The sequence below is a fragment of the Cryobacterium sp. Y29 genome (assembly GCF_002929825.1).
Lineage (GTDB): Bacteria > Actinomycetota > Actinomycetes > Actinomycetales > Microbacteriaceae > Cryobacterium.
In genome coordinates this window covers 114,588-127,566 of record NZ_PJJN01000031.1, presented here as the reverse complement: position 1 = coordinate 127,566, position 12,979 = coordinate 114,588, and the positions used below count along the sequence as shown (strand labels likewise).

The 12,979-nt window shown below is 65.8% G+C and carries 11 protein-coding genes; 7 read left to right on the top strand and 4 right to left on the bottom strand.

Features of this window, described 5'->3' with window-relative positions:
* Window positions 1–240: 240 nt before the first annotated feature.
* The 3 genes from CXY74_RS07500 to CXY74_RS07490 are packed head-to-tail and all read left to right on the top strand — an operon-like array spanning window position 241 to window position 2,139.
* Window positions 241–1,359 carry an adenosine deaminase gene (locus CXY74_RS07500; RefSeq protein ID WP_104199865.1) on the top strand — a complete coding sequence of 373 codons (1,119 nt, stop codon included), beginning with the start codon at window positions 241–243 and terminating at the stop codon, window positions 1,357–1,359.
* Between the two features lie 58 nt (window positions 1,360–1,417).
* Window positions 1,418–1,867 carry a PTS sugar transporter subunit IIA gene (locus CXY74_RS07495; protein ID WP_104199864.1) on the top strand — a complete coding sequence of 150 codons (450 nt, stop codon included), beginning with the start codon at window positions 1,418–1,420 and terminating at the stop codon, window positions 1,865–1,867.
* Window positions 1,864–2,139 carry a PTS sugar transporter subunit IIB gene (locus CXY74_RS07490; protein WP_104199863.1) on the top strand — a complete coding sequence of 92 codons (276 nt, stop codon included), beginning with the start codon at window positions 1,864–1,866 and terminating at the stop codon, window positions 2,137–2,139. Before CXY74_RS07495 ends, CXY74_RS07490 begins: the two co-directional genes overlap by 4 nt.
* Window positions 2,140–2,292: 153 nt before the next feature.
* Here CXY74_RS07490 and CXY74_RS07485 read toward each other — a convergent pair whose 3' ends face one another.
* The gene (locus CXY74_RS07485) at window positions 2,293–4,383 is read right to left on the bottom strand and encodes a phospho-sugar mutase (RefSeq protein WP_233193274.1); all 2,091 of its coding nucleotides are present in this window, start codon (window positions 4,381–4,383) and stop codon (window positions 2,293–2,295) included.
* Window positions 4,380–5,213, bottom strand: a complete 834-nt coding sequence (locus CXY74_RS07480) for a purine-nucleoside phosphorylase (protein ID WP_104199862.1) — start codon at window positions 5,211–5,213, stop codon at window positions 4,380–4,382. The genes CXY74_RS07485 and CXY74_RS07480 overlap by 4 nt, the downstream gene beginning before the upstream one ends.
* A 180-nt stretch (window positions 5,214–5,393) precedes the next feature.
* On the opposite strand from CXY74_RS07480, the gene CXY74_RS07475 reads away from it, so the two are divergent.
* Complete coding sequence (locus tag CXY74_RS07475; RefSeq protein WP_104199861.1) at window positions 5,394–6,830, top strand: NAD(P)H-quinone dehydrogenase; 1,437 nt, start codon at window positions 5,394–5,396, stop codon at window positions 6,828–6,830.
* Window positions 6,831–6,943: 113 nt separating this feature from the next.
* Here the strand turns inward: CXY74_RS07475 and CXY74_RS07470 are convergent, their stop codons facing one another.
* Entirely contained in the window at window positions 6,944–8,716 is a 1,773-nt protein-coding gene (locus tag CXY74_RS07470; protein ID WP_104199949.1) for a biotin carboxylase N-terminal domain-containing protein, read from the bottom strand.
* A gap of 85 nt (window positions 8,717–8,801) precedes the next feature.
* A complete protein-coding gene (locus tag CXY74_RS07465) occupies window positions 8,802–9,452 on the bottom strand; it encodes a nucleoside triphosphate pyrophosphatase (RefSeq protein WP_104199860.1) in 651 nt (216 codons plus the stop codon).
* Window positions 9,453–9,534: 82 nt separating this feature from the next.
* Between CXY74_RS07465 and CXY74_RS07460 the strand changes: the two genes are divergently transcribed.
* From CXY74_RS07460 to CXY74_RS07450, 3 genes are read left to right on the top strand one after another with little or no spacing between them, the layout of a single operon-like run.
* Window positions 9,535–10,851, top strand: a complete 1,317-nt coding sequence (locus tag CXY74_RS07460; protein WP_104199859.1) for a class I SAM-dependent RNA methyltransferase — start codon at window positions 9,535–9,537, stop codon at window positions 10,849–10,851.
* A gap of 38 nt (window positions 10,852–10,889) precedes the next feature.
* On the top strand, window positions 10,890–11,597 hold the full coding sequence (locus CXY74_RS07455; protein WP_104199858.1) for a response regulator transcription factor: 708 nt from the start codon (window positions 10,890–10,892) through the stop codon (window positions 11,595–11,597).
* Complete coding sequence (locus CXY74_RS07450) at window positions 11,590–12,969, top strand: sensor histidine kinase (protein WP_104199857.1); 1,380 nt, start codon at window positions 11,590–11,592, stop codon at window positions 12,967–12,969. The genes CXY74_RS07455 and CXY74_RS07450 overlap by 8 nt, the downstream gene beginning before the upstream one ends.
* Window positions 12,970–12,979: the final 10 nt, after the last annotated feature.

Sequence of the window (12,979 nt, the reverse complement as noted above, 5' to 3'; positions counted from 1 at the left end):
GCTCGAGGGCATCGACGATGAGCGCCCAGAACTTCTCGTGGTCGCAGTCGAGAATGATTGTGGTGGGCACAGTTCAGGGTAGATCTACTCGTGCTTACGGGGCCGGGCCCTGGCCGCAGGGCTCGACGCGAGGGTCGGCATCCGCTGGCCGCATTTCTCATGGTCCGCCCAGAGCCGCTCCGATAAGCTGAGCGCGCGGTTGTAGTTCACAGCCGCCCCCGTACCGAGGAGCTTGTCCGTATGACTGTGATCGAGGAATTCCTCATGCCCGGCGGCGGCACGAGCATCAACACCCTGCCCAAGGTTTCGCTGCACGACCACCTCGACGGCGGCCTGCGCCCGCAGTCCATCATCGAATTAGCTGACTCCATCGGATTCGTCCTTCCGACAACGAATGCCGACGCGCTCGGTGAATGGTTCTCCGACCAGTCCAACGCGGGTTCGCTCGTGGAATACCTCAAGACCTTCGACGTCACGACCGCGGTCATGCAGACCCGCGAGGGACTCAGCCGGGTCGCCCGCGAATTCGTCGAGGATCTCGCCGACGATGGCGTCATCTACGGTGAAGTTCGCTGGGCTCCCGAGCAGCACCTGGCCCGCGGCCTCACCCTCAACGAGGTCGTCGAAGCCGTGCAGGACGGCATCGAAGCCGGCATCGAGAACGTCGAAGGGTCGGGCCGCAGCATTCGCATCGGCCAGCTCATCACCGCCATGCGCCACGCGAACCGCGGCCTCGAGATCGCCGAACTCGCCGTGCGCTACCGCTTCGACGGAGTTGTCGGCTTCGACATCGCCGGCGCGGAAGCCGGCTTTCCGGCCGGCAACCACCGCGCAGCCTTTGACCTGCTTGCCCGCGAATTCATGCCGGTCACCGTGCACGCCGGGGAGGCCGACGGCCTGGACAGCATTCGCAGCGCCCTATTCGATGGCCGCGCGTTGCGCCTCGGCCACGGCGTGCGACTCGCCGAAGACGTCACCATCGAACGCCAGGACGACGACAACACCTTCGTCACCCTCGGCCCGGTGGCCCAGTGGGTGCGCGACCGCGAGATCACGCTCGAACTGAGCCCGTCGTCGAACCTGCAGACCGGGGCGGTCGCCGCCTGGGGCGCGGAACTCTTCGACCACCCGTTCGACTTGCTCTACCAGCTTGGCTTCAAGGTCACCGTCAACACCGACAACCGCCTGATGAGCGACACCACCCTCACCCAGGAACTCGCCCTGCTCGCCGACGCCTTCGGCTATGACGTCGGCGACCTCGAGATCTTCCAGCTCAACGCAGCCCACGCGGCGTTCCTGCCGTTGGAAGACCGTGAAGAGTTGGTCGAGGCCATCGAAGCCGGCTTCGGCGACGCCTGACGCTGGCTGACCCAAAGCGCCAGCGCACCAAGCACCACCCCGCAGAACCGAAGGAATCATGTCACTGCCGCATCTCCCGCTGGACGCCATCACGATCGGTGCGCACGCCGACGATTGGCCGGCCGCCATCACGGCGGCCGGTGACGCCCTCGTGCGTTCCGGCGCCGCCACATCCGCTTATACCGAGCGCATGATCGGGGTTATTCGCGAATTCGGTGCCTACATCGTGATCGCGCCGGGCCTGGCGCTCGCGCACGCCCGCCCGGGAGCGGATGTTCTCACAGACGGACTCTGCGTCGTCACCCTCGTCGAGCCGGTCGCCTTCGGGCACCCCCACAACGACCCGGTCAGCGTGATCGTGGGCCTGGCCGTGGCCGGTGCCGACGACCACCTGCAGTTCGTCGCCGAACTCGCCAACGTCTTCAATGACCCGACGGTGATTCCGGCACTGGCCGGCGCCACCAACGCCGAGTTCGTGCAGAGCGTGTTCGACCGGACTGCCTCATGAAGATCGTCGTGATGTGCGGTATCGGCCTGGGCACCTCGGCCATTCTCAAAGTCAATGCGGAACGCGCGCTCGAACGCCTCGAGATCGATGCGAGTGTGCTGGCTACGGATGTCGCCGGCGTGCGCGCCGCCGCGGCCGACGCCCAGGTCATTTTGACTTCGTCTGAGCTCGTCGACGCGATCGGCAAGACCAACGCCGACGTCATCGTCATCAACAACTACTTCGATGTCGACGAACTGGTCGTCAAGCTCGACATCGCTCTGGGTTCCTAGAACCCCGCGCCCGCACACGTCTCCGCGTTCCAGCCCCACCGCTGTCACGGACGGGGCCCGGGCCCCGTCCGTGGGCCCAGCTTATAAACTGGGCCCACGGTCAAAAGGTGGGCCCGGCGAGCGGATCTTCCCACGCCGCACCGGAGGCTTCACCTACGCGATCAGCGCCCGCATGCCCCGATCGAGCTCGTCGAGGGCGGCCTGCGCGGCAGAACGGCGCTCCACCAGAGTGCCGACCGGGCAGCGGGTATCGATGTACACCTTGAGTTTTGGCTCGGTTCCACTCGGGCGCACCATCACGCGCGACCCATCGGTCAAGCGGATGCGCAACACATCGCTCGGCGGCAGCTCGCCCAGCCCCCAACGAAAATCGTCGATTTCGTCGACCCGAATACGGCCGACGTGGGTGGGTGGGGATTCCCGCAGTCGCGTCATGACCAGGGCGATCGTCGAGAGTTCAGAGACCCGCACGGAGATTTGTCCGGAGGCGAAGTATCCGAACTTCTCGCTGAACGAGTCGAGATAGCCGGCGAGGGTCGTTCCCTCCGACTTGAGATCGCTCACCAGCGAAAGCAATGCCACTGCGGCCGATATACCATCTTTATCACGTACGGTATCCGGGTTGACCAGATAGCCGAGCGCTTCTTCGTACCCGTAAACCAGGTTGGGCACCCGCGACACCCATTTGAAGCCGGTGAGGGTTTCTGTGAAGCGCAGGCCGTAGGCATCCGCGACCGCATGCAGTGCCGGCGATGACACGATCGAGCAGGCCAGGGTTCCGGCATCGATGGTGGGCAGAGCGTCGGGATCGTGCGCCGGAGCCAGGGCGGCCGCCCGCCAACCGAGAATCGCGCCAACCTCATTGCCGCTGAGTCGGCGGTACCCACTCGCACTGGACAGGTCGGGGATGGCCACGGCGAGGCGGTCGGCATCCGGATCGTTGGCGATGATGAGCTCAGCGCCCACCTCGCGCGCGCTCTCGTAGGCCAGGTTCAGCGCTCCGGGTTCTTCCGGATTCGGAAAAGCGACGGTCGGAAAAGCAGCGTCCGGCGCGATCTGGGCATCAACGAGGGTCGGCAGGTCGAATCCGGCCTTCTCCAACACCCGACGCGTGGTGTCCCAACCCACGCCGTGCATCGCGGTGTACACCGCGTTCACCTGCGCGCGGGGCGTGTGGGCGATGCCGGCCGTCGCCGCGATGTAGGCGTGCACGACGTCTTCTTCGGCGGTTTCATAGCTGCCGCGCGGCAGGTGCAGAACGTGTTCGTCGGCGGCAACGCGCAGAATCTCGGTCGAGATGGCCAAGTCGTCGGGGGAGACGATCTGCGCGCCATTGTTTGCGCCGCCCAGGTAGACCTTGTAGCCGTTATCGATCGCAGGATTATGTGAGGCGGTTACCATCACGCCGCAGCTTGCGTCGAGGTGCCGTACGGCAAAGGCGAGTACGGGCGTCGGGAGCAGACGAGGCAAGAGGATGGCGCGCACCCCCGCTCCAGCCATGATCGCCGCCGTGTCGGTCGCGAAGACCTGTGAGTTCTTGCGTCCGTCGTAGCCGATGACCACCGACGGAGTGACGCCAGAAGCAGCACGCCGGCGCAGGTAAGTCGCGAGGCCGGCCGCTGCCTGCGAGACCAGCACGCGGTTCATGCGGTTCGGTCCGGCGGAGATCTCGCCGCGCAGCCCGGCCGTGCCGAATGCGAGCCGGGTGTCGAACCGCGAATGCAGATTGGACAGGGCCGTGGTATCGCCGTCGTCGACGGCGTTGATCAGAACGCGAAGTTGCGCCTGCGTTTCCGGGTCGGGATCCTGGTTCAGCCAGGCCCGAGCGGCCTGCAGCAGCGCAATGGTGCGATTGCTCGAGGTCTCCGGTGTCTCGTGTGCCACCGGCGCAGTCGCAAGCTCGTCGACGTCATCACTCTCAGCGCCGTCAGACGTGATCGTCGAAATGGCAACGGTCGGTTCAAAGCCGGCATCGTCGCTGTTGTGCATGATCGTTGAAATGGCGACCGTGGCTTCGGAGGCGTCGTCGGGGTTGTGCGTGATCGGCAGGGCGCGGGTCGGAGTGTGGATCTCATCGGCTGTGTCCGGGTCGAGAACCTCCGGCGCGGCATCCGGGGTGGGTGGCGGCGTGACCTGCGGTGCGGCATCCGCTGGCGGGCCGGAATGGCGACCGCCGGTGCGCTCGGTCGGCCGTTCGTCGTCGTTATCGGGATGGCCAGCGTCGGGGCGGTCGGAGCCCGTCACAGCGTGGCCACGATCCGGGCGAGGAGTGCGCTGATCACCGGTTCAGCCAGCGCGCCGGCCTCGATGACTTCGCCGTGGCTGAGCGGGGTCTTCTGAATGCCGGCGGCGAGGTTGGTGATGAGCGAGAGGCCGAGCACCTCCAGTCCGGCTTGCCGGGCCGCGATGGCCTCGAGCGCGGTCGACATACCCACGATGTGACCGCCGATGGCCTTGGCCATCTGAACTTCGGCCGGGGTCTCGTAGTGCGGCCCGCGAAACTGGCAGTACACGCCCTCGTCGAGCGTCGGGTCGATGCCGCGGGCGAGATCGCGAAGCCGCTTCGAGTACAGGTCGGTCAAGTCGACAAAGTTCGCGCCCTCGACCGGAGAATCGAAAGTCAGGTTGATGTGGTCGCTGATGAGCACCGGGGTGCCCGGCGTCCACGATTCACGGATGCCGCCGGCGCCGTTGGTCAGAATCATCGTCGTCGCTCCGGTCGCCGCCGCCGTGCGCACGCTGTGCACGACCCGGCGCACACCGTGACCCTCGTAGTAGTGCGTGCGGGCACCGATCACGAGGGCGCGCTTGCCGCTGGGAAGCAGAATGGAGCGCAGGGTGCCGGCATGGCCGGCCAGGGCGGGAGCGCTGAACCCGGTGATGTCTGCGGCGGACACTGTGTGGGTGGTCTCGCCGATCAGGTCGGCGGCCCTGGCCCAGCCGCTGCCGAGCGTGAGAGCGATGTCGTGTCGGGGAACCCCCGTGATGCCGGCGATCTCCGCAGCGGCCGACTGTGCTGCCTCAAACGGATCTGTTTCGGGCAGGTCTAACGGGTTGATCTCGTTCGTGAACATTTGACTACTCTAGAACCCCCGCCTCGGGCACGGACATTCTGAGCGAATTCTGCTCATCGGCGCGCCGAACGGGCGCTGAGACGAATATGCGGCTGAATTTCGCTCTTTTCGACGGTCACGCGGACTGTGCGGTCGATGAATCGGTTTGGCGGGAACTGCGCGCCTTGAGAGAATAAGGACATGGCCTATGAGTTCGAACGCAAGCAGCGCATTGCAGTACTGGGCGGTGGGCCCGGCGGATACGAAGCGGCCATCGCCGGAGCACAACAGGGTGCCGATGTCACCCTCATCGAAAGCGTCGGAGTTGGCGGTTCCGCCGTGATAACGGATGTTGTTCCTTCCAAGTCCCTTATTGCCACGGCCGAGGCCTCGAATTCGATCGGCGAGGCGACCGACCTTGGTGTTCAGTTTTTTGTGCGCGGCGAAACCGCCAAGCCCCTGCGCCCCGAGGTAGCCATCAACCTGGCCGCCGTGAATAAACGACTGCTTGCCCTCGCGCGCCAGCAGTCCGAAGACATGAAGGCCACCCTCATTCGCGCCGGTGTGCGCTATGTCCAGGGCCACGGCCGTCTCGATGGCACCACCGGCATCATCGTCGCCACCTCCGGCGACTCCACGGCCACCGACTTCGACCGCATCGATGCCGACACTGTCGTCGTCTCTGTGGGCGCCAGCCCCCGCGTGCTCGCGTCAGCGCTACCCGACGGTGAGCGCATCCTCACCTGGACCCAGCTCTACAACCTCAAGGCCATTCCCGAACACCTCATCGTGGTCGGCTCTGGCGTCACCGGCGCCGAGTTCGCCTCGGCCTACCGCGCCCTCGGCGCGAAGGTCACTCTCATCTCCAGCCGTGATCAGGTTCTGCCCGGAGAAGACGCCGACGCCGCCAACGTCATCGAAAACGTCTTCAAGCGTAACGGCATGATCGTGCTCTCCAAATCGAGGGCCTCCTCGGTCGAGCGCACCGAGACCGGCGTCGTCGCCATGCTCGAAGACGGACGCACGGTCGAAGGCAGCCACTGCCTTATCGCCGTCGGCTCCATTCCGAACACCGCCAACATTGGCCTCGAGCAGGCCGGCGTGCAGATCACCGACTCCGGACATATCCAGGTCAACCGGGTCGCCCGCACCTCGATTCCGAACATCTACGCAGCCGGCGACTGCACGACCGAGATTCCGCTGGCATCCGTGGCGTCGATGATGGGCCGCACCGCGGTGTTCCACGCCATGGGGGACACCGTCAATCCGATCGAGATTCGCAACGTTGCCGCGAACATCTTCACCCAGCCCGAAATCGCCACCGTCGGCTACACCCAGAAGCAGATCGAAGACGGGCTCGCCCAGGGTGAGATCTACAAGCTGCCGCTCTCGCAAAACCCGCGAGCCAAAATGATGGGAATCAAGGACGGCTTCGTGAAGCTGTTCGCCCGCACCGGCAGCGGCACGGTCATCGGGGGAGTCATCGTTGCCCCCAAGGCCAGCGAACTCATCTTTCCGCTCGCATTGGCCGTTGAGCACCGGCTCACCGTCGACGAAGTCGCACGCACCTTCCCGGTCTATCCCTCGCTGACCGGGTCCATAACGGATGCGGCGCGCGCCATGCACATCGTCCTCTAGCTCTGGACGTCATCGGTTAGTTTTCGAGGTGGGCCGTGGGAGCGGATCCCCGGCCCCAACCCCGTCAACGAAGCATGCGCAGGCTGTCGAAAACCCGCAGCCGTCGGCGAAAACTAGGCGGCGTCAGAGACCGTGAGCAGAACGCTGCCGGAGGAGACCGTTTCGCCGATGACAGCTGCGACGTTGCCGACTGTGCCGTCACGGTGGGCAACGAGTGGCTGCTCCATTTTCATGGCCTCGAGAACGAGCAGCAGGTCTCCCTTGACTACGGTGTCACCTTCGGCAACGAGCAGCTTGATGATGGTCGCCTGCATCGGCGCCGTGACGGCGTCTCCGGTGGCGGTGTCGACGGAGTGCAGGCCGCCGCGACGCTTCGGGGCTGGGCCGACCGAGCGGGCGCTTGCGCCGCCGGGTAACAGTCGGGTGGGCAGGGTGACCTCAATGCGCCGCCCCTCCACCTCGACGACGATGCTGTGGCGTTTCTGTTGGCCGACGGCGTCTTCCATGCTGCCGCTCCACGGTTCGATGTCGTTCTCGAACTCGGTCTCGATCCAGCGGGTGAAGACGGTGAACGGCTTGCCGTCGGTCGGCGCGAAGGCGGGGTCGCGCACGACCTTGCGGTGAAAGGGCAGCACGGTGGGCAGGCCGGCCACCTCGAACTCGTCGAGGGCCCGGCGCGAACGCTCGAGGGCTTCCTCGCGGGTTGCGCCGGTGACAATGAGCTTGGCCAAAAGTGAGTCGAACGATCCGCTGATCACGTCACCAGACTGTACGCCGGTGTCTACGCGCACGCCGGGACCGCCCGCGGGCTTGAACACGTGTACCGGGCCGGGCGCTGGCAGAAAGCCGCGGCCGGCATCCTCTCCGTTGATACGAAATTCAAACGAGTGAGCGGATGCGACGGGGTCGCCGTAGGTGAGCTCGTCACCCTCGGCGAGGCGAAACTGCTCGCGCACCAGGTCGATGCCGGTGACCTCTTCGGAGACCGTGTGCTCGACCTGCAGGCGGGTGTTGACCTCGAGGAACGATACCGTTCCGTCCTGGCCGATGAGAAACTCGCAGGTGCCGGCGCCGACGTAGCCGACCTCCTTGAGGATGGCCTTGGAAGCGCGGTACATCTCGTCGCGCTGTGCATCGGTGAGAAACGGGGCCGGAGCTTCTTCGACGAGCTTCTGGTGCCGGCGTTGCAGCGAGCAGTCGCGGGTCGACACGACGACGACGTTGCCGTGCATGTCGGCCAGGCACTGGGTCTCAACGTGGCGGGGAGAATCGAGGTACTTCTCGACGAAGCATTCGCCGCGACCAAAAGCTGTGATGGCCTCCCGGGTGGCGGAATCAAACATCTCGGCGACCTCGTCGCGGGTGCGGGCCACTTTGAGGCCGCGTCCGCCGCCACCGAAGGCAGCCTTGATCGCCACGGGCAGGCCGTGCACGTCAACGAAGGCGAGTACCTCGGCCGCGTCGCTGCAAGGGTTCAGTGTGCCCGGCGCCATGGGGGCGTTGACTTTTTCGGCAATTTTGCGGGCCGAGACCTTGTCGCCGAGCTGCTCGATGGCTTCGGGAGGGGGCCCGATCCAGGTCAGGCCGGCGCCGATCACGGCGCGGGCGAAGTCGGCATTCTCGGCCAGAAAGCCGTAACCGGGGTGCACGGCGTCGGCGCCGGAACGCCGGGCGATCGAGAGGATCTTGTCGATGACCAGGTACGTTTCGGCGCCGGTGGTGCCGTCGAGACCGTATGCCTCATCGGCCAGGCGGGCATGAAGAGAGTCGCGATCCTGGTCGGCGTAGACGGCGACAGAGAGAATTCCACTGTCTTTCGCGGCACGGATGACCCGAACGGCGATCTCGCCTCGGTTGGCGATGAGGACCTTCGTTATGAGTGACACAATCACTTAGCCTATTGCCCGCCGTCATATCCCTTTTGGTTCTGTCCCACAAAAAGACCCGGCAGATTATTGTGGATGCCTACAATTACAACGCTCCGGGGCGATTCCACAGGGTCGGCCACTCATGCCCCAGAGCGCGCACCAGCCGCCGTAGCGTCGGAAGCGACAACCCCACCACGGTGGATGGATCGCCGACGATGCTGGTGATAAAGGGAGCGCCGAGGCTGTCAATGGTGAATGCGCCTGCCACAAACAAAGGCTCCCCGGTGGCGATATAGGCGTCGAGCTCGGCGTCGTCGAGGTCGTCGGCAAAGGTCACTTCAGCCACTGCGGCCGCGCCGATCGCCCGGCCAGGCACGCCGTCGGCGACCTCGATCAGCCAGTGCCCTGAATACAGCGTTCCCGTGCGCCCGCGCTGGCGCTCCCAGCGTTCCCGCGCGGCCTCAGCGGTGTGCGGTTTGCCGTAGATGACGCCGTCGAGCACGAACACCGAGTCACCGCCCAGCAACAGCCCGGTCAGCGGTTTCTGCAGCGAAGCGGATACCGCAGCTTCCGCTTTCGCGCGCGCCAGCAGTTCCACGAGCACTCGCGGCTCCAGAGCCGAGCCCACCGCGGCCTCGGTTTCGGCGACGACCCGAGCCTCATCGACGTCGGGGTTGATCAGTATGGGTTCGATGCCGGCCGCGCGCAGTAGGGCGAGGCGGGCCGGAGACGTGGAAGCCAGGTACAGGCGCATGCGGTCCTTTCAACGAAGGGTGAGCGTCTATTCAAGCAGGCATGGAGGGACAGTCGGCGAGGGGGTGTGGGATCATCATTAGATGAGCAACACGAGTCACCAGCCCCAGGCCTTTGAGCCGACATCCTCGGCGAGTGTCGGCGACGAGCTTGAACTGAATATCACCAACGTCGCCCACGGGGGAATCTTCATCGCCCGCCACGAGGGCCGCGTGATTTTCGTCAGCGACACCCTTCCCGGTGAACGGGTGCGCGCCCGCCTCACCGAGGCCAATCACAAGAGCTTCTGGCGCGCCGAAACAGTCACCGTCCTCGACGAAGCCCCCGAACGTCAGCCGCACATCTGGAGTGCGGCATCCGTTGATCGCGCCCCCGAAGACCGCGCCGGCGGCGCCGAATTCGGCCACATCGAGCTCGGCTTTCAACGCGAACTCAAGCGCCTGGTGCTCTCCGATGCGTTGCAGCGCATGGCCGGGATCAGCACTGATGTCGTCGTGGAGCCGGTCGCGGTCAGCGCGAAGGCCAGCCCCGGCGACGCGATGGACGGCACCGGATGGCGCACCAGAGTCAGTCTGCATGTGGCCGCCGACGGAACCATCGGCCCGTACGCAGCCCGCAGCCACCGCGTCATCCCGGTCGATGATCTGCCGCTCGCCGAGCACGAACTCGAACTGCGCGCCCCGCTCGACACCCTGTTCCACAACGCGGCGACAGTCGACCTGGTCGCGCCGAGCAAGGGCGACGTGCAGGTGCTCGTCTCCGCTAGAGATATGAACGGTAAGCCCAAGCGGGTGCCGCACGGTCTGATTCACGAGATCGTCGCCGATCGTGAGTTCGAATTAGACCGCTCGGGCTTCTGGCAGGTGCACTCGATGGCCGCCGACACCCTCTACCACGCGGTGCAGGACATCATCGACCCCGCCATGTTCGACCCGCGCGCCTCCAACCTCGACCTGTACGGCGGTGTGGGCCTGCTTGCCGCGGCCGTCGGCGATAAATTCGGCCCGACGACCCGCATCACGTCGGTAGAGAGCGACCCCGAAGCGGTCGCATTCGCCGCTCGCAACCTCAAGGAATGGGCCGGCGCGACCGCCGAAGCCGAACGGGTCGACCGTTTTCTACAACGACTGCTGCGCGAAGCAGATGCCTCCGAACGGGCCCGTCTCGCCGCCGCGACGGTGGTGCTCGACCCGCCGCGCTCCGGCGCCGGCAAGGCCGTCGTTGACCAGCTGGTCGCCCTCGCCCCACAACAAATCGTCTATGTGGCCTGTGACCCCGTAGCTCTCGCCCGTGACGTGGCGCTGTTTCGGACGCAGGGGTATGAGCTGAAGAACCTGCGTGCTTTCGACCTGTTTCCCAATACCCACCACGTCGAGGCCGTCGCGCTGCTCTGCAAATAGCTATCGTTGAGACCAGACAAACCGAAGGCAGCCCTACCGTGAGCCACGCAGCTTCTGAATCCGCACCATCCATCCCCCCCGATGCGCCCGTGCGGGTCGGCATTGTCGACGACCATGAGTCGGTGCGACTGGGCTTGCAGGCCGCCTGCGAGAACGCCGGCTACGAAGTCTTGTTCGCTTCAGCAACCGCTCAGGGACTCGTCGACGGTCTCGCCGGGCGCACCTGCGACGTGATCGTGCTCGACCTCTCGCTCGGCGACGGGTCGCTCGTCACCGACAACGTGCACCTGGCGGCGACCACCGGCTCCGCTGTGCTCGTACACAGCATTGCCGACCGCGTCGCTTCGGTGCGAGAAGCCCTTGCTGCCGGCGCTGCCGGAGTCATTCCCAAGTCGTCCCCGACCACAACCGTCATGGCGGCCGTCGCATCCGTCGCCCGAGGCGATGTGCTCAACAACCTCGAATGGGCCAGCGCCATCGACGCCGACCGCGACTTCGCCAAGGCGCAACTCGGCCGCCGCGAACGCGACGTGCTTCACCTCTATGCTTCGGGACTGCCACTCAAGATGGTCGCCATGCAGCTCGGTATTGCGCACTCCACCGCCCGCGAATACCTGGACCGCATTCGGGTGAAGTATGTCGAGGTCGGGCGTCCCGCTCCGACCAAGGTCGACCTGCTGCGTCGCGCCGTCGAAGACGGAATCCTGCCCGGGCTCGACGCCACTGAAGCTGACCGCGGTGTCTGAACGGGCCGCCCGCGAGGGCGACCAGAACCGCCAGGGTGCCCTGGTCTTCACGGCAACTAAACCGTTCACCGCGGTCGGTGACGACGTATTCCAGGCCGACGGCAGCCTGTTCGACCGCGCGCGGCAGCCGCGCAACCCGATCAGCCGCGCCCAGATCGAAATTGTGCTGTCGCGGTCGGTGGCCGCCGTCGCCGTGATCTTCGCCCTGCAGACCCTGCCGGTCATGCTCGAGCAACTGGACAGCCGCAGAGCTTCGGCAGCCGTGCCCATTGCGATCGTTCTGGCACTGGTGATTGTGATCTTCGTCACTGCGACGCTGACCCGGCAGGGCATCCGTATCGCTGCGAGCGCAGTAGCGGCCGTGTATCTTGCCGCACTTTTTGTGTGGCCGCCGGTCATGATCGATCCCACCGCGGTGCTCGACAGTAAACCGTGGCTCTGGTATCTCTGCGGTGTCGCCACCTCGTGCGCGGCAATTGCCCTGCCCTTAGCGTGGGCGGTCGTCTACACCGTGATTACCCCGGTTACTTTTGGGCTCCTGCGGGTACTGCCCTCCGGCGGCGAGGCCGAGAACCTGCTCGCCGTGCTCGACACTTTCTACGCCATGCTGCTCGGCGGAACCGTGCTCATCATCATCTACGTGCTGCGCCAGGCCACAGCACAAGTCGATACTGCCCAGTCCAACGCACTCGCCAAGTACGCCGTAGCGGTGCGACATCACGCTACTGAAGTTGAACGGGTTGAGGTCGACTCCATCGTGCACGACAGTGTGCTTGCGACGCTGCTCTCCGCGGCAGGCGTGCGCAATGCCAAGGGAGCCGAGCTGGCCGCCGCTATGGCTCGCAGCGCCATCATCCGCTTGCAGGTGGCCAGCGGAGAACGAAACGTCGATGATGCCGCGGCCAGCGTCAGCCAGCTGGCGGCGCGCATTCGTTCCGCCGCGATGGCGACCGGAGTGTTCACCGTCACTGAGCTGTGCGTGGCCGGCCTCACCCTTCCCGAGCACGCCGCGGAGGCCCTCTACTCGGCCAGCGTGCAGGCCATGGTCAACAGCGTGCAGCACGCGGGCTCCGCACAATCGCGCACCGTGACGGTGGGCGGTGACGACCAAAGCGGATGCATCATCTGCATCACCGACACCGGCCGCGGTTTCGACGTCGCCAGCGTCGCCAGCGGCCGTCTGGGCCTGCGCGTGTCGATCCATGACCGGGTGGCCACCGCCGGCGGCGTGGCCGTTCTGCGCACGAGCCTGGGCCACGGCACGACTATCACCCTCACCTGGCCGCGGCCCGACGAGCGAAACGATGCGAGCGGTGACCAGTCGGTCGAGCCGAAGGGCTCGCTGTCCGGGCGAGACGCGGGCACCCGATGATGGCCGGTGC